This window comes from Micromonospora sp. CPCC 205561 (assembly GCF_036906775.1).
Taxonomy (GTDB): domain Bacteria; phylum Actinomycetota; class Actinomycetes; order Mycobacteriales; family Micromonosporaceae; genus Micromonospora.
In genome coordinates, this window is the sequence record NZ_JBAKHV010000038.1 from 1 (window position 1) to 19,595 (window position 19,595).

Consider the following 19,595-nt stretch of genomic DNA (forward strand, 5'->3'; position numbering starts at 1 on the left):
AAATCAATTTGGCACTGGCTTATCAAGCACCCTGTTGAGTTCTCAAAGAACAACCACACACCGCCCGGAAACCCCACACCGTGGAGCCCCCGACCCGGGGCATTTCAATCACCACACCCGCCGCTCTCGCGCCAGGCACTTCTACAACGTTACCCACCGGTTTCCGCCGTGTCAAACCGCTCTGCAGCGATCCACACCACTTCACCCGATTCGCGGGCACCCCGACAAAGTCGGCTCTCGCCGACGTTCTTCGGAGATTCGGCAGACCGGCCGCTCCGCGGTCTCCCGCGAGCTCGCCCGGTTTCCTGCCGGCCGTGAACCTTACCCGGTCGGTTCCGCCTCGCCAAATCCGCCTCGCGGCGGATCCGGGGCACCGCCCGGTCCAGGACCGATGTGTACCACCACCGTACCTGGAACTCGTCTCCCGCGCCCGGCCTGTCGGAGCGTTGCCCCGTCTCGTCCGTTCCGCGCTGACACGGAGAAAGCTACGCCCGCCCGGCAAGATCGTCAAGTCGGGGGGCGGCGGTGCCGTCACACCGACTCGCCGGCGGCCAGGGCGGCGGCTGCCGCCCCGTCCAGCGTCCCGTCCGCGACCACCACCAGGTGGCGTCCGGCCCGGCTCGTTCCCGCCGCGATCACCCTGGGCCGGTCGAAGGCGAACGCCGCGCAGACCCCCGGGTACATCGCGGTCCGGACGAACCACCGGTCGCCCTGCGCGAGCCCCGCCAGCACCAGGGTGTACGGCGCGCCGTCCGGCCCCGTGCCGCCGAAGGCCAGCCAGGGATCGGCGCTGCCGTTGACGGCCTCCTCCCCCTCCGCGGTGGCGGTGCGCACCCACGCGGGCGTCGCGCTGACCGCCCGCCAGAAGAATCCGCCGTAGCCGGCGCCACCCGGGCGCCCGTTGGTGGCCGGGCTACCCAGGGCGACGTCCCGGTCGGCGGGGGCCGTCAGCGTGTACGCCACGTCCAGGGCCCACGCCCGCCCGCCGACCCGCCGGGCAACCAACTCGCGTCGCTCGGTGAGCAGCACCCCGCCGTCCCGGTCACGCCACTGGAGCCGGTGCGCCAGCCGCTGCGGTTCGCGGGTCTCCCACCCGGTGTGCGCGATCCGGCCGTGGTCGTCGCGCCAGGTGTAGCCGGCGTCGCGCACGTACGTCCGCCCGCCCCAGAGGTTGGTGCCGTCGACGTCCTGCACGGCCAGGGACGCGCCGAGGTGCCAGACGTGATCGGCGGGGAACGCGTCGGTGACCACCGTCCCGCCGAGGGTGCGCACCGGGTGCAGGTACGGGCGGGGACCGTGTCGCGGGTCGATCGCCGGGTCGACGACGTACCGCGCCACCGGCACGTCGTCGACGCTGAGCTGCCGGTCGTCCTCGGTCCCGGCAGGACCGTCCCGCTCGTGCGCGGCCGGGCCGCCCCTGCCGGTCACGACTGGCCCACCGGGGCGAGCCCGGCGCGGCGGGCGACCGCGTGCAGGGCGGCGACGAGGTAACCGGCGAGGATGGGCACCACGACGGGGGTGACCAGCACGGCGAGCAGCGCGGCGACCGCGCTGACCCCGCCGGCCGCGGCCCAGGTGCCCGGCCGGGCCCGGCAGACCTCGGCGGCGGCGCGGGCGGCCTCCCGCCAGCCGCGTCCGCCGCCGCGGCCGACCTGTACCACCGCCAGCGCCGCGTACCCGGCCAGGGCGGCCGCGACCACGACCGTGGCCAGCAGCAGCGGCGCCCCACCGGGAACCCGGCCGCCGGCCAGCGCGGCGACGTCCACCGCCAGCAGGCCGAGGGCCGCGACGGCCAGCACGCTCACCCCCGCGCCGGGCAGCAGAGCCCGGCCGTACCGGGTCAGGTTCTCCCGGGCCGGGGGCCACGACCCGACGGTGTACCGCTGGTGCACCGCCGCGCTGGCGGTGGCCACGGCGGCGGCCGCGGTGACCACCGGCAGCGCCGCCAGCGTCAGGGCGATGCCGAGGACCGCCAGGTCCGTGGCGTCGGTGAGCACGTCCCGCCAGTCGCGGCGGGCGGGCCCGTCGTCGCGCTCCGGACCGTCGTCCCGGTGCGGCCTCATCCCTTGAGCCCGCTGGTGTTGATGCCCTCCACCAGCATCCGCTGGAAGGCCACGAAGAACAGGAACACCGGAAGCAGCGACAGCACCGACATGGCGAACATGGGGCCGACGGCGCTCTGGCTCGTCGAGTCGATGAACAGGGTCAACGCCACCGGCACCGTGTAGTCCCCCAGGTCGGAGAGGAAGACGAGCTGGCGGAAGAAGTCGTTCCAGGTCCAGATGAACGAGAAGATCGCCGTGGTGACGAGCGCCGGGCGGCTCAGCGGCAGGATCACGTGCCGGAAGATCCCGAACGCGTTCGCCCCGTCGATCTTGGCGGCCTCGTCGAGTTCCTTCGGGATGCCGCGCATGAACTGCACCATCAGGAAGACGAAGAACGCCTCGGTGGCGAGGAACTGCGGGATCAGCAGCGGCAGGTACGGCCACTCGCCGCCCACCAGGCCGAGGCTGCGGAACAGGATGTACTGCGGCACGATCAGCACGTGGCCGGGGAGCAGCAGGGTCCCGATCATCACGGCGAACCAGACGCCCCGCAGCCGGAACCGCAGCCGGGCGAAGGCGTACGCGGCGAGCAGGCAGGAGATGCCGTTGCCGATCACGGTCAGCAGGCTGACCATCGCGCTGTTGAGGAAGAACCGGCCGAAGCTGAAGTCGAAGTTCGTCCACCCGTCGGCGTAGTTGCCCGGGGTGAACTCTTCCGGCAGCAGGCCGATGTTGTTGACGATCTCCTCCTGGCTCTTCAGGGACGTACCGATCATCCAGAAGAGCGGGTAGAGCACGACCGCGACGATCGCGATCAGGATGAGCAGGCGCAGGGCCTGTCCGCCGCCGCTGGCGCGGCGCGGGCCGCGCGGCCCGGTCGCCGCCGGCGCCACCGGGGTTGCCGTCGCCGTCACCGGTCCTCCCCGTCGGAGTAGTGCACCCAGAACCGCCCGGTGCTGAAGAAGATCGCTGTGATGATCGCGATGGCGACCAGGAAGACCCAGGCCATCGCGGAGGCGTAGCCCATCTCCAGGTCGGTGAAGCCGGTGATGTAGAGGTTCAGCGTGTACATCAGGGTGGAGTCGACCGGGCCGCCGGTGCCGTTGCTGAGCACGAACGCGGCGGTGAAGCCCTGGAAGCCGTTGATGGTCTCGAGCACCAGGTTGAAGAAGATCACCGGTGAGAGCATCGGCAGGGTGACGGCGACGAACTGCCGCCACTTGCCGGCGCCGTCGACCGAGGCGGCCTCGTAGAGCTCGGTGGGCACCTGCTTGAGGCCGGCCAGGAAGATCACCATGGGCGCGCCGAACTGCCAGATGGCGAGCACCATCAGGGTCTCCAGCGCCCAGTCGGGGTCGTTGACCCACGGCTTGCCCTGGATGCCGAAGACGCTCAGCAGCGAGTTGAACGCGCCCTCGCGGTTGAACATGTTCACCCAGACGATGGCCAGCGCGACGCTGCCGCCGAGCAGCGACGGCAGGTAGAACAGGCCGCGGAACAGCCCGACGCCGCGCCAGGCCCGGTTGAGCAGCAGGGCCACCCCGAGCGCGGCCGCCAGCTTCAGCGGCACGGCGACCAGGGCGAAGGTGAGCGTCACCCGCACCGAGTGCCAGTACGACGGGTCGGCGGTGAACATCCGCTCGTAGTTGGCGAACCCGACCCACTCCACCTCGGAGAAGGGGGTGAGGATGTCGTAGTTGGTGAAGCTCAGGTAGAGCGACAGGAGCATGGGTATCGCCGTGACGGCCAGCAGGCCGAGCAGCCAGGGCGACAGGAAGACGTAGCCGGCCAGACCGTCCCCGTGCCGGTCCCGCCCGACCCCGCGCCTGCCGGCGGGGGTCGGGACGGATCCGGTACGACGTCGGGTCGGGCCGGGCGCCGTGGTCAGGGCCACGAGCCGGTTCCTCTCCGTAGCGTCTCAGGTCAGGCGATGGCGGACTTGCAGGCGGTGATGAACTGCTCCGCCGCCTGGGCGGAGCTGATCCGGCCGTACTGGGCGTTCTCGGCGGCCTTGATCAGCTCGGCGCGCACCTTGCTGTGGCCCTTGAGCGGAACCTGCGGCGCCTCGCCGAACTTCTCGGCCAGGTCGGACTCGACCTGGATCGACTGCTTCATCGCCGGGTCGGTGACGTCGTCGCTGACCACGCGCCGCAGGTCCAGGTTGGAGGGCAGGCCCCGGTCGGTGCCGAGGACCTTGACCGCCTCGGGGTCGTTGACCAGGAAGTTGATCACGTCGACCGCGACGTCCTTGTGCTTGCTGCCCCTGGAGACGGACCAGTACATGGAGGCGCGGGCCCACTGGGCGCTCGGGTCGCCGGGGTAGGCGACGACGCCCAGCTCGTCCTTGGTGTTCTTCTTCAGCTCCGGCATCTGGTTGACCCAGACCCAGCTGGTGCCGGCCTTGCCGGTGACCACGAGCTGCTTGGTGATGTCGGTGGCGTTGCCCTCGTGGATGACGTCGGGGGTCGGGGTCGCGCCCCGGTCCCGGGCACCCTTCCACAGGTCGAACCACTTCGTCACGTCCTCGGCGGTGAAGCCGAGTTCCTTGCCCTTGTAGAGGTCCTTGCCCTGCTGACGCAGCCACACCCAGAACGCCTTGTAGTCGGCGCTCGGGTCCTGGGTGCCGGGCACCTTGGTCTTCTTCGCGACCTGCTCGGCCCAGGCGATGTGCTCCTCCCAGGTCATGCCGGTGGTTGGCTCCGGCAGGCCGTTCTTCGTCAGCAGCGTCTTGTTGTAGACCAGGCCCTGGGTGTTCTCCCCCGCCGCGACGCCGGCGAGCTTGCCGTCGACCACGCCGTACTGCCAGAGGCTCTTCGGGAACTTCGACACGTCGAGATCGCCGGCGTCCTTGTGGGACGTCAGGTCGAGGGTGGTGCTGCGGGCGGCGTACTCGGCCAGGTAGTTGTCGTCGATCTGGAAGAGGTCCGGCGGGTTGCCGCCGGCGGTGAGGGTGGCCAGCTTGTCGAAGTAGCCCTGGTTGGCCTGCCAGGTCTTGTCGAACGTGACGTTCGGGTGCTTCTTCGTGTAAAGGGCGAGGGCCTCCTCGGTCAGCTTGTTGCGGGCGTCACCGCCCCACCAGAAGATCGAGAGCTTGATCGGCGCGTTGGGGTCGGTGCTGGCCTCGTCGTCGCCGCAGCCGGCGGCACCGAGGACCAGGGGCAGGGCGACGACCGCGGCGATCAGGCCGCGGAACAGCCGCCGTCGGCGGACGGGGGTACGGTGAACGGGCACGGCGTACGTGCCAGTGGTGGGGGGCGTTGCGGGGTGCATGTGCGCTCACTCCTTGGCGTTAGGAGGCGACGACGCCACCGGTGGCCGCGGTCGGGCGACCCGGGCCCGCAAGGCGATGCGGGCCCGGGGTGACCAACTCGGCGTCGAGGCGGTTCCGACCGTCAGCCGGCGCGGCGGCGGTCGAGTCGCGGATGACCAGTTCGGTCTGGAGCATTACCTGTGCGGTGGTACGACGGTCGTCGCTCGTGACACCCCGACCGCCGCGTGAGCCGCGGGCGGCGACGGTGTCGTGTTGCAGGAGCATGTCGACGGCCGTCCGGCCGGCGGCCGCGTTGGGCGTGGCCACCGTCGTCAACTTGGGCCGGGTGAGCCGGCTGAGGGCGATGTCGTCGATGCCGACGACGCTCACGTCCTGCGGGACGCGCAGTCCGACGGCGTCGAGCCCCTCGATCAGGCCGATCGCCATCAGGTCGTTGTAGGCCAGGACCGCGGTGGCCTCGCCGCGGCGGACCTGCTCGGCGAGGGCCATGCCGCCCGTCTCGGTGGGCTGGTTGGGCCCGAGCACGGTGAACTCCGCGCCGCCGGCCCGCGCCGCGACGCCGGCCGCCCGGCGGATCTCCCGGCTGGTCCACGAGCCGCGCGGCCCGCTGAGCAGCGCGATCCGCCGGTGGCCGAGGCCGAGCAGGTGCTCGATCGCCGACCGGGCGCCCTGGCCGACGTCCATGGTGACGCACGGCAGCCCGGCGACCTGACGGTTTATCACCACCAGCGGCACCTCGCGGCTGAGCTGCTCGATCATGCTGTTGCTCATCCGGGGGCTGCACAGCAGTACCCCGTCCACCTGCTTCGCCAGGGCGTGGACCAGCTCCTCCTCGGCGATCGGGTCCTCGTTCGTGTCGGCCACGAAGACGTGGTAGTCACGCTGGCGGGCCTGGCTCTCCGCCGCCTTGATCAGCGGCGGGAAGAACGGGTTCGCGATGTCCGCGATGATCAGCCCCACGTTGTGCGTGCGGCCGGTGATCAGAGCGCGGGCGGCGCGGTTGGGCCGGTAGCCGAGTTCCTCGGCACAGGCCAGCACCCGGCCCCGGGTCTCCGGGTTGACCAGGTGCGGGGCCGAGAACGTGCGGGAGACCGTGGAGATGTGCACGCCGGAGGCCCGGGCGACGTCTCGGATGGTGGCTGGCACGGCGGGGCCCTTCGTCCAGTGTGGCTGGGGTCACGTCAGGTGTCGCCAATTAATGCAAACGGTTGTGCCGGTGTCAACGGGCGAGGGTTACAGCTAAGTTTCGGCTGCGCTCCCACCATGCAACCAAACCCCCATCAAATCGGATCTATGCCGCCGGTTTGGCATCGATCGTTGACGCCGCCGCTCAGGTCGTGGTTATTTCGCTGCAAACCTTTGCAGCAATCGGGAGGCGGTCGCCATGTCGTCCAGAACCGGCGAGCGGATCCGCCACGCCCTGGTGGGCACCGGGTCCCGGGCCGAGATGTTCGTGCGGGCGCTGGTGCGTGACCACGCCGACACCGCCGAACTCGTCGCGTTCGCCGACGTCAACCAGGCCCGCATGGACGCCCACAACCGGTGGCTCGGCGAGTCGGGCCACCCGCCCGTGCCGACGTACCGGGCCGACGAGCTGGCCGCGACGCTCCGCAAGGAACGCGTGGACGTGCTGGTGGTGACGAGCGTGGACGACACCCACGCCGCGCACATCGACACCGCGTTGCGGGCCGGCTGCGACGTGATCACCGAGAAGCCGATGACCGTGGACGCGGACGGCTGCCGGCAGATCCTCGCCGCCGTCGCCGACACCGGCCGGCAGGTGCGGGTGGCCTTCAACTACCGCTACAACCCGCTGCACGAGAAGCTGCGCGAGCTGCTCGCCGACGGCGCGATCGGCGAGGTGGGCTCGGTGCACTTCGAGTGGCTGCTCGACGTGCGGCACGGCGCGGACTACTTCCGCCGCTGGCACCGCGACAAGGCGCACTCCGGCGGCCTGATGGTGCACAAGGCCGGCCACCACTTCGACCTGGTCAACTGGTGGCTGGACGCCGCCCCCGTCGAGGTGTACGCCGCCGGTCGGCTCTTCTTCTACGGCGAGGCCGGCCGCCGGCACGGCTACGCCCGCGACTACGAGCGGGCGTACGGCTCCCCCGCCGCCGCCGACGACCCGTTCGCCCTGCGCCTCGACGCGCACCCGAAGCTGCGCGAGCTCTATCTCGACGCCGAGACCGAGGACGGCTACCAGCGCGACCGCAACGTCTTCGCCCCGGGGGTGAGCATCGAGGACGACATGTCGGTGCTGGCCCGCTACTCCACGGGCGCGACGATGACGTACCACCTCACCGCGTACGCCCCCTACGAGGGCTACCGGGTGATGGTCAACGGCAGCCGGGGCCGGCTGGAGCTGGAGGTCGTGGAGAGCGACCACGTCAGCCCGGCGTCGGCCGGCGCCCTCAAGGGCGCGGCGCTGCACGGCGACGAGGCGGCCGTCGAGGCCGGCTCCGCCACCCTGACGCTGCGGCCGTTCTGGGCGCCGCCGCAGGTGGTGCCCGTCTCGGGGCACACCCGCTCCGGGCACGGGGGCGCCGACGCCCGGATGGCGCGGGTGCTGATCGGAGGCGAGCCGGACCCGATGGGGCGGGCGGCGACCGCCCGCGACGGCGCGCTCGCCCTGCTCACCGGGCTGGCCGCGAACCGGTCCTTCACCACCGGCGCCCCGGTCCGGGTCGCCGACCTGCTCGACCTCCCCTGAGCCGCGAATCCCTCCCGAGGAGCCCCTTCCGTGCCCACGACCGACCTGCTCTTCCCCGCCGACCCCGCGCAGCGCGCGGTGGCCCGCCGGTTGTACGCGCTGGCCGCGCCCCAGCCGATCATCTCCCCGCACGGACACGTCGACCCGGCGATCCTGGCCGAGGACCGCCCGTTCCCCGACCCGGCACAGCTGCTCATCGTGCCCGACCACTACCTCACCCGGATGCTGTTGAGCCAGGGCGTCCCCCCGGCCGAGCTGGGCGTGCCGACCGTCGACGGCAGCCCGACCGAGGCCGACGGGCGCACCATCTGGCGGCGCTTCGCCGCGCACTGGCACCTGTTCCGGGGCACCCCCTCCCGGCTCTGGCTGGAGCAGACCTTCCGGGAGGTGTTCGGGGTGCGCGTCCCGCTCTCGCCGGCCACCGCCGACGCCGTCTACGACGAGCTCGCGGCCCGCCTCGCCGAGCCGGAGTTCCGGCCCCGGGCGCTCTTCGAGCGCTTCGGCATCGAGGTGCTCGCCACCACCGAGTCGCCCCTGGACGACCTCGGGCAGCACGCCAAGCTGGCCGCCGACGGCTGGGGCGGGCCGGGCGGCCGGGTGATCACCACGTTCCGCCCCGACAACGTGGTCGACATGGAGTTCGACGGCTGGGCCGGCAACGTCGCGCGGCTGGGCGAGATCACCGGCGAGGACACCGGCACGTACGCCGGCTACCTGGCGGCGCTGCGCCAGCGGCGGGCGGCCTTCATCGCGGCCGGCGCCACCTGCTCCGACCACGGCCACCCCACCGCCCGCACCCTCGCGCTGGGCGCGGACGAGGCGGCCCGCCTCTACGACCGGGGGCTGCGGGGGCTCGCCGACGCGGCCGACGCGGAGACCTTCCGGGCGCACATGCTGCTGGAGTTCGCCCGGATGTCACTGGACGACGGCCTCGTCATGCAGCTGCACCCCGGCTCGGTGCGCAACCACAACCGCTGGCTGTACGCGCGGCACGGCCGCGACGTCGGCGGCGACCTGCCGCAGGCCACCGAGTACCTGCACGCGCTGACCCCGCTGCTGGACGCGTACGGCAACGACCCTCGGCTGCGGGTGGTGCTCTACACCCTCGACGAGTACACCTTCTCCCGCGAACTCGCCCCCCTGGCCGGCGGGTACGCCGCGCTGTACCTCGGGGCGCCCTGGTGGTTCCTGGACTCGCCGGAGGTGCTGCGCCGCTTCCGCGAGTCGGTCACCGAGTCCGCGGGCTTCTACAACACCGCCGGGTTCGTCGACGACACCCGCGCGTTCTGCTCCATCCCGGTACGCCACGACGTGGCCCGCCGGGTCGACGCCGCCTACCTGGCCCGGCTGGTCACCGAGCACCGCCTCGACGAGGACGAGGCGGCCGAGACCATCGTCGACCTGGCGTACCGGCTGCCGAAGAAGGTCTTCAAGATCGGAGAGAATGTCCTGTGAGTGTCACCGTCACCGACGTCGACGTGCACGACGTGCGGTTCCCGACCGCCGCCGCCGGCGACGGCTCGGACGCGATCAACCGGGGCGACTACTCGGCCAGCTACGTGGAGCTGCGTACCGACGCCGGCGTCACCGGGGCCGGGTTCACCTTCACCAACGGGCGGGGCAACGAGCTGACCTGCGCGGCGATCCGGGCCCTCGCCCACCACGTGACCGGCCGCAGCGTCGAGGAGATCTTCGCCGACCCCGTGGCGTTCTGGCGCTCGCTCAGCGCCGACGTGCAGCTGCGCTGGCTGGGCCCGGAGAAGGGGGTCATCCACATGGCCACCGGCGCGCTGGTCAACGCGGTCTGGGACCTGCGGGCCAAGCTGGCCGGCAAGCCGATGTGGCAGCTGCTCGCCGAGCTGCCCACCGAGGAGCTGGTGGCCAGCATCGACTTCCACCACATCACCGACGCCATCACCCCGGACGAGGCGGCGGCCATCCTCGACAAGGGGCTGGTCGGGCTGGACGAGCGCCGCGCCGAGCTGGAGCGCGACGGGTTCCCCTCGTACACCACCTCGGTGGGCTGGCTGGGCTACCCCGACGACAAGGTCCGGGCGCTGACCCGGCAGGCGTACGCCGACGGGTGGCGGGCGATGAAGATGAAGGTCGGCGGGCCGCCGGCCGACGACCTGCGGCGGGCACGCATCATCCGGGCGGAGATCGGGCCGGACGCGCTGCTGATGATGGACGCCAACCAGGTCTGGGACGTCGACGAGGCGATCACCAACATGACCGCCCTGGCCGAGGTGGACCCGTACTGGATCGAGGAGCCGACGCACGCCGACGACATCCTCGGGCACGCCCGGATCGCGCGGGCGGTGACCGGGCTGACCGGCGGCCGGTGCCGGGTCGCCACCGGGGAGGTGGCCGCCAACCGGGTCATCTTCAAGCAGCTGCTCCAGGCCGAGGCGATCGGCGTGATGCAGATCGACGCCTGCCGGGTCGGCGGCGTCAACGAGGTCCTCGCCGAGATCGTGATGGCGGCGAAGTTCGGGGTGCCGATCTGCCCGCACTCCGGCGGCGTGGGCCTGTGCGAGTACGTCCAGCACCTGGCGGTCTTCGACTACCTGCGGGTCGGCACCAGCCTCGACGGCCGGATGGTGGAGTACGTCGACCACCTGCACGAGCACTTCGTCGACCCGGTGCGCACCCGCGAGGGGCGCTACCTGCTGCCGGAGGCACCCGGTTACAGCTCCACGATGAGGCCGGAGTCGATCGCCGAGTACCGCTTCCCGGACGGCCCGGTGTGGCGGTGAGCGTGGGTGCCGCCCGGCTCGGTCTCGCGACGCTGCGCCGGCTGCCGACGGACAGCCGACCGCTGCTGCGCCCGGGCAGCGTGCCGGCCGGGATCGTCCACCTCGGGCTGGGCGCCTTCCACCGCGCCCACCAGGCGGTCTACACCGAGGAGGCGATCGCGCGGGCCGGAGGCGACTGGGGCATCGTCGGCGTCGCCCCGCGCAACCCCGACGTGGTGACGACGCTGACCGCGCAGGACAACCTGTTCAGCGTCACCACCACCAGCGCGCAGGGCTGCCACACCCGGGTGGTCGGGGCCCTGGCGGGGACCCGGCACGCCGCCGGCGACCCCGCCGCCGTGGTGGCCCTGCTGGCCGATCCGGCGATCCGGGTGGTGACCCTCACCGTGACGGAGAAGGCGTACCAGCTCGACCCGGTGACCGGGCGGCTGCGACCGGACCCGGAGGTCGCCACCGACCTGCGCACCGACCGGGCGCCGCTCACCGTGCCGGGCCTGCTGCTGCGCGGGCTGCTCGCCCGCGCCGCCGCGCAGGGGCCGCCGCTGGCCCTGGTCAGCTGCGACAACCTGCCCGCCAACGGCCGCCGGCTGCGCGGCCTGGTCGAGCAGTCGTTGGCGTACGCGGGGGTGCCGGAGCCGCTGGCCGACTGGGTGCGGGAGTCCGTCAGCTTCCCCGGCACGATGGTGGACCGGATCGTGCCGGCCAGCACCGCCCAGACCCTAGCCGACGCCGAGCGGGCCCTCGGGGTGGCCGACCTGGCGGCCGTGGTCGCCGAGCCGTACCGGCAGTGGGTGGTCGAGGACGACTTCCCGGGCGGACGGCCGGCCTGGGAGCGGGCCGGGGCGGTGCTCACCGCCGACGCCGGGCCCTGGGAGCGGCTGAAGCTGCGCGCCCTGAACGGGGTGCACTCGGCCGCCGCGTACCTGGGCGCGCTCGCCGGCCAGGAGACCATCGCCGACGCCCTGACCGTGCCACACCTGACCACGGTGCTGCGCCGGCTGGTCGCCGAGGACGTGGCGGCCAGCTTCACGCCGCCCGAGGGCGTCTCGGTCGTGGCGTACGGCGAGGAGGTGCTGACCCGGTTCGCCAACCCGGCGATCCACCACCGCACCCTCCAGGTGGCCATGGACGGCTCGCAGAAGCTGCCGCAGCGGGTCCTGCACACCGTCGCCGACCTGCGGGCCGCGGGGCGGTCGGCGCGCTGGGCCACGCTGGTGGTGGCCGCCTGGCTGCGCTTCGCGCAGGGCCACGCCGACGACGGCAGCCTCCTGCCGCTGGCCGATCCGCTCGCCGAGGAGATCCGCGCGGCGCTCGCCGCCGCCCCGCGTACCCCGGCCGGGGCGGTCGACGCGGTGTTCGCGCTGCGCGAGGTCTTCCCCGCCGAGGTGGCCGAGGACGAGGAGGTGCGCGCGGACGTGATCGGCTGGTTGACCGCCCTGGAGCGGCACGGGGTCGTCGCGACGCTGGCGGGTGCCCGGTGACGGCCGGCGTGCCGCGGGTCGCCGTCGTCGGGGCGAACGGGCACGGCCGCTGGCACCGGCGGGTCATCGCCCCGCTGCACGCCGCCGGGCGGCTGCGGCTGGTCGCCCTGGTCGACGTACGCCCGTTGGAGGAGGATCCGGCGGCGCCGGTGCCGGACGGCACGGCGGTGCACGCCGACCACCGGGAGATGCTGCGCGCGGCCCGGCCGGACGTGGTGGTGGTCTGCACCCCGCCGCACACCCACCTACCGATCGCCCTGGACGTGCTCGCGGCGGGGGCCGACCTGCTGCTGGAGAAGCCGCCGGTGCTCTCCACCGCCGAGCACAGGGAGCTGGCCGCCGCCCTGGCCGCGACGGGCCGGGTCTGCCAGGTGGGCTTCCAGGCACTGGGCTCGGCGGCGTTGACGGAGCTGACCGACGCGGTCCGGGCCGGCCGGCTCGGCGCCGTCACCCGCATCGCCACGGTGGCGGCCTGGCAGCGCTCCGACGCCTACTACGCCCGGGCCCCGTGGGCCGGGCGGCGGACGCTGCACGGCCGGCCGGTGCTCGACGGCGCCCTCGCCAACCCCCTGGCGCACGCGGTCATGCAGTGCCTGGCGGTCGCCGAGGCGGCCGGGAGCGGGCCGGTGGAACCGGTGCGCATCGAGGTGGAGCGCTACCGGGTCCGGCCGATCGAGGTCGACGACACGGCGACGCTGCGGGTGTCGTCGCGCTCGGGGCCGCCGATCGTGGCGGCGGTGACCCTCGCCGGCGAGGACTTCGTCGCCGGCGAGGTCGTGGTGACCGGCACCGCCGGCCGCGCGGTGCTGGAGTACCCCACCGACCGGCTGCTGCTGCCCGGTGACGCCGGGCCGCGCGAGGTGCCGGGTCGGCGCGGGCTGCTGGAGAACCTCCTCGACCACCGGGAGGACCCCGCGGTCGCGCTGATCGCGCCGCTGGCCCGGACGGCGCCGTTCACGGCGGTGCTGGGCGCGGTCACGGCCGCGCCGGAGCCGACGCCGCTCGGCGGGGACCTCGTCACCGCCGTCGGTGCCGGTGCCGACCGGGTACTCACCGTGCGCGGGGTCAACCGGCTGCTGCGCCTGGCGGCCGACGAGGGGGCGCTGTTGTCGGAGCTGGGGGTGCCGTGGGCGGTGGCGCCGCACCGCGCCGACCTGACGGGGGCGGGAGGAACCGCAACGCACTGCAACTGAGCCGCCCGCCTAGCGCGGGTCCATATCGGACATAAGCGCGTCAACCTGACCGAGTGCGGTCGGGACGATACCGGCCGATCAGATCATTTGCAACACTTCTGCACACGATTGTCATTGACTCACATAAATCGCGAAACCTACCGTTGCCTGATATCGAGCAGGCGACGAACAGGTGGTCCGACATATGTGGAAGCAGGCAGCGGGCGCGGCGATGATCGCCGTCACGCTCGCGGCGACACCCGCGAGCGTGACGGCGGCCCCGGCCCCGCACGGCGGTCCCGCCGGAAGTACGGACAAGTCAGAGGCAACCGACGGCGGGCTCTCCTGGGCCGCCCGGCACTTCGGCCGGCAGGCGCTGCCGACCGGTGACGGCTGGGCGGCCGAGGGGGCCGGCACCACCGGCGGCGCGGCCGCGGCGACGGAGCAGGTGCGCGTGGTCTCCAGCCGGGCCGAGCTGGTCGCGGCACTCGGCGGCGACAACGCCACGAACCGGGGCAACGCCACCCCGAAGATCATCTACGTCCACGGCGAGATCGACGGCTTCGAGGGGCCCGACGGGACCCCGCGCGACTGCGCCGAACTCGCCGACCCGGAGTACTCGCTGCCGGCCTACCTCGCGGCGTACGACCCGGCGGTCTGGGGCCGGGTCGCACCGAGCGGGCCGCTGGAGGCGGCGCGGGTGCGCTCGGTGGCGAACCAGACCCGGCAGACCCAGATCAACGTCGGCCCGAACACCACGCTAGTCGGCCTGCGCGGCGCCCGGCTGACCGGCCTGACGCTGATGCTCGACGGCGCGCACAACACGATCGTGCGGAACCTCACCTTCGACGACGCCCGGGACTGCTTCCCCGCCTGGTCCCCCACCGACGGCGACGCCGGCAACTGGAACTCCCAGTACGACCAGATCTCGGTGCGCCGCAGCGAGCACGTCTGGATCGACCACAACACCTTCACCGACGGCGACAATCCGGACAGCGCGCAGCCCGTGTACCTGGGCCGCCCGTACCAGGTGCACGACGGGTCGCTGGACGTCACGCACACCGCGAGCCTGGTGACCGTCTCCCACAACCGGTTCGTCGGGCGGGACAAGGTGATGCTCATCGGCTCGTCCAACACCGTCGGCCCGGACGTCGGGCGGCTGCGGGTCAGCCTGCACCACAACCTCTTCGACGGGGTGCTCCAGCGGCTGCCCCGGGTGCGCTTCGGTCAGGTCGACCTGTGGAACAACCACTACCGGCTGGCCGGCGAGGGCTTCGCCTACGCGATCGGCGTCGGGGTGCAGTCCGCCGTGGTCGCCGAGAACAACTTCTTCAGCCTCGGCGCCGGCGTCGCCGCCGGCGACCTGCTCTACGACTGGGGCGGCACCGCCGTCACCACCCGGGGCAACTGGGTGGATCCCGCCGACGGGCGGCCCCGGCCGGTCGACCTGGTGGCCGCGTACAACGCGACGCACGAGCCCGACCTGGCCCCGGACGCCGGCTGGACGCCGACCCTGCGACGCGGCCCGGTGCTGCCGGCGCCCGCGGTGCCCGCGGTCGTCGGGCTGACGGCCGGCGCGGACCGGCTGCCCCTGTAGGACACCGGCCGCCGCGTCGTCCCACGCGGCGGCCGGAGAGCCGGTGGGCCGCCGCGCCCGGCGCTCAGCTCGGCGGCCCACCGGTGCCCACCCCACCACCAGGAGGTCCACCATGAACCGGACACCCCGTTCCCGGCGGCGCGCGCCGAGGCTGCTCGGCGCGGCGCTCACCGCCGCCGCCCTGGCCGTCGGCACGGTGCTCGTGACCACCTCGTCGGCGCAGGCCGACACCCTGTTCACCGACACGTTCTCCGACGGCGCCGCCGACGGGTGGTCCCGCTCCGGCGGCAGCTGGTCGGTGGTGACCGACGGGTCGTACGCCTATCGCCAGTCCGGCACCAGCAGCGACGCGCGCGCCCTGGCCGGCGCGGGCACCTGGACCGATTACGGGGTGCAGGCCCGCGTGCGGCCGACCGGCTTCGGCGGCGCGAACCGGCACGTCGGCGTGATCGCCCGGGCACAGAGCAGCAGCAGCTACTACGCGCTGGTGGTGACCGCCGGCGGCGGCGTGCAGCTGATCCGCCGCTCCGGCGGCGACCCGGTGTCGCTCGGCTCCGCCAGCGCCGGGCTCGCCGTGGGCAGCTGGGCGACGCTGCGGCTGGAGGCGGTCGGCAGCTCGCTGCGCGGCTACGTCGACGGCACGCTGCGGGTGCAGGCCACCGACGCGACGTTCGCCGCCGGCCGGGTCGGCCTGGCCACCTCGTACGCCAGCGCCACCTTCGACGACGTCGAGGTCTCCACGGCGACCGGCGCCCCGCCCACCGGCACCCCGACCGGCGGGCCCACCCTGCCACCCACCGGGCCGCCGATCGACCCGGGCGCCCCGCCGATCGGATTCGCCTCGGTGAACGCGCTGGGCCAGAACGGCACCACCGGCGGGGCCGGCGGCCCGACCGTCACGGTGGACACGGCCGCCGAGCTGCTCACCGCGATCGGCACGGCCGGCCCGCTGACCGTGCGGGTCGACGGGATGATCGCCCTGCCCGGCCCGATGCACGACGTCACCTCGGACAAGACCATCGTCGGCGTGGGCGCGAACTCCGGCATCACCGGCGGCGGGCTGAACATCGGCCTGCCGGTCAGCGACGCCACCAGCCCGCCGGCGAACGCCGTGCACAACGTGATCATCCGGAACCTGAACTTCCGCAACACCGTCGACGACGCGATCAACGTGCAGATGTTCTCGCACCACGTCTGGATCGACCACAACGACCTGGCGTACGGCTACGACGGGCTGATCGACGTCAAGCGCGGCTCCAGCTACGTCACCGTGTCCTGGAACCACACCCACCACCACACGAAGAACATGCTGCTCGGGCACGACGACCGCAACGCCGCGCAGGACGTCGGCAATCTCAAGGTCACCTACCACCACAACTGGTTCGACCGCACCCCGCAGCGCAACCCGCGGGTGCGCTACGGCGACCCGGTGCACGTGTTCAACAACTACTTCGTCTACAACACCGACGTCGGGGTCGCCTGCCAGCTCGACTCCGGCTGCGTGGTGGAGGGCAACTACTTCGAGGACGTCGAGGTGCCCTGGTCGATCAGCTACGCCGGGGACCGGGGTCGGATGATCGCCCGGGACAACGTGCTCGCCGGCACCAGCGAACCCGGCGACGCGGGCGGCACCGTCCAGGAACCGCGCACGTTCTACCCGTACACCCTGACCGAGCCGGCCACCGTGAAGTCCGTCGTCACGGCCGGCGCCGGCACCGGTCGACTCCCCTACTGACCACGCCCCCGCGGACCGCCGGACCCGGTTCGGCGCCGGGCACCGGCCCGGCGGACCGCGGCGCACCACACCCTCAGAGATCGATGCTCGTCGATCATTTGGACACCACCAGGGAGGTCCCGTGCACCACTCCGACACTCGTCGGCGGAGGCACCGCCGAGGGTTCCTCACCGCGATCGGGGCCGCGCTCTTCGCGGTCACCCTCGCCGTCGGCATGGCCGCCACGGCCCACGCCGACACGCTCTTCTCCGACGACTTCTCCGACGGCAACTCGTCCGGCTGGACGGCCTCCGGCGGAAGCTGGTCGGTGACCGGCGACAGCGCGCGGGCACTGCGCCAGAGCGGCACCAGCAGCGACGCCCGCGCACTGGCGGGCACGTCGAGCTGGACGGACTACTCGGTCCAGGCCACCGTCCGGCCCACCGCGTTCAACGGGTCGAACCGGTTCGTCGCCCTGCTCGCCCGGGCGCAGAGCAACACCAGCTACTACTACCTGGCGCTGCGCAGCAACAACACCGTCGAGCTCAAGCGGCTGAGCGGCGGCTCCTCCACCACCCTGGACACCGCGTCCGTGCCGGTCGCCGCCGGCAGGACCTACACGCTGCGGCTGGAGGTGGTGGGCGGCTCGCTCAAGGGCTACGTCGACGGCACGCTGCGCACCGAGGCGACCGACACCGCGTACGCCAGCGGCCGGATCGGGGTGGCGACGTTCTACGCCAGCGCCGACTTCGACGACGTACGGGTCGACTCGGGCGGCGCCGGCCCCACGCCGACGCCGACCAGCCCGACGCCCACGCCGACCGGCGACCCCGGCAACCCCGGCTCGAACGTGGCCGACGGTTGGGCCTCGGTGGACGCGTGGGGCCAGAACGGCACCACGGGCGGTGCCGGCGGACCGACGGTGACCGTCACCACGGCCAGCCAGTTCGTGGCCGAGGCGGCGTCCGCCGGCCCGAAGATCATCCAGGTGAACGGCATGATCGCGCTGCCCGGCCCGATGCACGAGGTCGCCTCCGACAAGACGATCGTCGGTCTCGGCGCCAACTCCGGGTTCACCGGCGGCGGCCTCAACATCGGCCTGCCGATCGACAACGCGGTCACCGCTCCGCCGGCCAACGCCGTGCACAACGTGATCATCCGGAACCTGAACTTCCGGAACTGGGCGGACGACGCGATCAACGTGCAGATGTTCAGCCACCACATCTGGATCGACCACAACACCTGGACCACCGGGGCGGACGGCGGCGTCGACGTCAAGCGCGGCTCGTCGTACGTGACGATCTCCTACAACCACGCCGACGGCACCGACAAGAACATGCTGCTCGGCCACGACGACGGCAACGCCGCCCAGGACACCGGCCGGCTGAAGGTCACCTACCACCACAACTTCTTCGACAGCACCAACCAGCGCAACCCACGGGTCCGCTTCGGCGACCAGGTACACGTCTACAACAACTACTACCTGGACACCGGCGACTACGGCGTCGCGTCGACCGAGAACGCCGGGGTCATCGTCGAGGGCAACCACTTCGAGAACGTCGACGACCCGTACCACCTCGGGGAGGGCTCCTCGGGCGACGGGCGGCTGGTGGCCCGGAACAACTGCCTGGTCAACTCCGGCGCCGGGCAGACCGGCGGCAGCGTGAGCAACCCGCCGTACGCGTACACCGTGGGCACGGCCTGCGACACGAAGGCCGTCGTCACCGCGCAGGCCGGCGTCGGGCGGGTCGGGCTGCCCGGCGGCCCGACCCCGCCGCCGAGCACCACCGCGCCGCCGACCGCCACGCCGGACCCGACGCCGACCCTCCCGCCCACCGGGGACCTCGTCGGCTGGGCCACCCAGAACGGCGGCACCACCGGCGGTGCCGGCGGCCAGACCGTCACCGTCTCCGACGGCCAGGCGCTCGCCGACGCGCTGGAGTCCTCCGCACCGCTGGTCATCCGCGTGCAGGGCGCGCTCACCATGCCCGACACGATGAACGACGTACGCAGCAACAAGACCGTGCTCGGCGTGGGCAACGCGACGCTGGACAACGGGCTGAACATCAGCGGCGCTAGCAACGTCATCGTCCGCAACCTCACCTTCCGGGGCTGGGACGACGACGCGATCAACGTGCAGGGCTCGCGCAACGTCTGGATCGACCACAACACCTTCGACGGCGGCTACGACGGCGCGGTGGACGTCAAGCGGGCCTCCGACTTCGTGACCGTCTCCTGGAACCGGGTCACGAACCACACCAAGAGCATGCTGCTCGGCCACGACGACGGGCACACCGCCGACATCGGCCACCTGCGGGTCACCTACCACCACAACTGGTTCGACGGGAGCAGGGAGCGGCACCCGCGGGTCCGGTTCGGTGACCCGGTGCACGTGTTCAACAACTACTACTTCGGCGCGGACTACGGCGTGGCGTCCACCATGGGCGCCGGGGTGCTGGTCGAGGGCAACCACTTCGAGAACGTGACCCGCCCCACCGCAGTCGGCTACGCCGAGTCCGACCCGGGAGACCTGGTCCAGCGGAACAACATCTTCACCAACTCCGGCGCCCCGGAGAGCGCCGGGGACGTCGCACCCATCCCCTACCCGTACCGGCTCGACGACGCGAGCGGGGTCAAGGCGGCCGTGACCGCCGGGGCCGGCGCCGGTCGGATCAACCCCTGAGCGGACCCCCGGGGGCGGTGGTCGGGTCGACCGCCGCCCCCGGGGGCGTGCGCGCACCCGCCACCACCGCCCGTGGCCGCCCCGCGGCGACGGGCGGACCGGCGTCCCGGCGGGCCCGGGGACCACGCCGGGGCCGGGCTGCAACAGACCTGCACATCGCGGG

General features: G+C 72.8%; 14 protein-coding genes. 8 read left to right on the forward strand and 6 right to left on the reverse strand.

Annotated elements, in window-relative coordinates:
* Positions 1 to 531 precede the first annotated feature (531 nt).
* From V6V16_RS19555 to V6V16_RS19580, 6 genes are all read right to left on the reverse strand, one after another.
* Positions 532 to 1,428 carry a PmoA family protein gene (locus V6V16_RS19555; protein ID WP_334564053.1) on the reverse strand — a complete coding sequence of 299 codons (897 nt, stop codon included), beginning with the start codon at positions 1,426 to 1,428 and terminating at the stop codon, positions 532 to 534.
* Positions 1,425 to 2,063, reverse strand: a complete 639-nt coding sequence (locus tag V6V16_RS19560) for a hypothetical protein (RefSeq protein WP_334564056.1) — start codon at positions 2,061 to 2,063, stop codon at positions 1,425 to 1,427. The genes V6V16_RS19555 and V6V16_RS19560 overlap by 4 nt, the downstream gene beginning before the upstream one ends.
* On the reverse strand, positions 2,060 to 2,821 hold the full coding sequence (locus tag V6V16_RS19565; RefSeq protein ID WP_334564129.1) for a carbohydrate ABC transporter permease: 762 nt from the start codon (positions 2,819 to 2,821) through the stop codon (positions 2,060 to 2,062). The genes V6V16_RS19560 and V6V16_RS19565 overlap by 4 nt, the downstream gene beginning before the upstream one ends.
* Positions 2,822 to 2,955: 134 nt before the next feature.
* Positions 2,956 to 3,939 (reverse strand): carbohydrate ABC transporter permease, encoded by a 984-nt coding sequence (locus V6V16_RS19570; protein ID WP_334564057.1) that lies wholly within the window; start codon positions 3,937 to 3,939, stop codon positions 2,956 to 2,958.
* 29 nt (positions 3,940 to 3,968) lie between these two features.
* Positions 3,969 to 5,315 carry an ABC transporter substrate-binding protein gene (locus V6V16_RS19575; RefSeq protein WP_334564059.1) on the reverse strand — a complete coding sequence of 449 codons (1,347 nt, stop codon included), beginning with the start codon at positions 5,313 to 5,315 and terminating at the stop codon, positions 3,969 to 3,971.
* Between the two features lie 19 nt (positions 5,316 to 5,334).
* Positions 5,335 to 6,462, reverse strand: a complete 1,128-nt coding sequence (locus V6V16_RS19580) for a LacI family DNA-binding transcriptional regulator (protein ID WP_334564060.1) — start codon at positions 6,460 to 6,462, stop codon at positions 5,335 to 5,337.
* Between the two features lie 238 nt (positions 6,463 to 6,700).
* Between V6V16_RS19580 and V6V16_RS19585 the strand changes: the two genes are divergently transcribed.
* The 8 genes from V6V16_RS19585 to V6V16_RS19620 all read left to right on the forward strand — a co-directional run bounded on the left by V6V16_RS19585 (position 6,701) and on the right by V6V16_RS19620 (position 19,432).
* Positions 6,701 to 8,029, forward strand: a complete 1,329-nt coding sequence (locus V6V16_RS19585) for a Gfo/Idh/MocA family protein (protein WP_334564061.1) — start codon at positions 6,701 to 6,703, stop codon at positions 8,027 to 8,029.
* Positions 8,030 to 8,059: 30 nt separating this feature from the next.
* Positions 8,060 to 9,484 carry a glucuronate isomerase gene (gene uxaC / locus V6V16_RS19590; protein ID WP_334564063.1) on the forward strand — a complete coding sequence of 475 codons (1,425 nt, stop codon included), beginning with the start codon at positions 8,060 to 8,062 and terminating at the stop codon, positions 9,482 to 9,484.
* Entirely contained in the window at positions 9,481 to 10,785 is a 1,305-nt protein-coding gene (locus V6V16_RS19595) for an enolase C-terminal domain-like protein (RefSeq protein WP_334564065.1), read from the forward strand. Before uxaC ends, V6V16_RS19595 begins: the two co-directional genes overlap by 4 nt.
* Positions 10,776 to 12,266, forward strand: a complete 1,491-nt coding sequence (locus V6V16_RS19600) for a mannitol dehydrogenase family protein (protein WP_334564067.1) — start codon at positions 10,776 to 10,778, stop codon at positions 12,264 to 12,266. The genes V6V16_RS19595 and V6V16_RS19600 overlap by 10 nt, the downstream gene beginning before the upstream one ends.
* Positions 12,263 to 13,459 (forward strand): Gfo/Idh/MocA family protein, encoded by a 1,197-nt coding sequence (locus V6V16_RS19605; protein WP_334564069.1) that lies wholly within the window; start codon positions 12,263 to 12,265, stop codon positions 13,457 to 13,459. Before V6V16_RS19600 ends, V6V16_RS19605 begins: the two co-directional genes overlap by 4 nt.
* A gap of 184 nt (positions 13,460 to 13,643) precedes the next feature.
* Positions 13,644 to 15,035 carry a pectate lyase family protein gene (locus V6V16_RS19610; protein ID WP_334564071.1) on the forward strand — a complete coding sequence of 464 codons (1,392 nt, stop codon included), beginning with the start codon at positions 13,644 to 13,646 and terminating at the stop codon, positions 15,033 to 15,035.
* Between the two features lie 112 nt (positions 15,036 to 15,147).
* Complete coding sequence (locus V6V16_RS19615; RefSeq protein ID WP_334564073.1) at positions 15,148 to 16,770, forward strand: pectate lyase family protein; 1,623 nt, start codon at positions 15,148 to 15,150, stop codon at positions 16,768 to 16,770.
* A 121-nt stretch (positions 16,771 to 16,891) separates the two neighbouring features.
* The gene (locus V6V16_RS19620) at positions 16,892 to 19,432 is read left to right on the forward strand and encodes a pectate lyase family protein (RefSeq protein ID WP_334564074.1); all 2,541 of its coding nucleotides are present in this window, start codon (positions 16,892 to 16,894) and stop codon (positions 19,430 to 19,432) included.
* Positions 19,433 to 19,595: the final 163 nt, after the last annotated feature.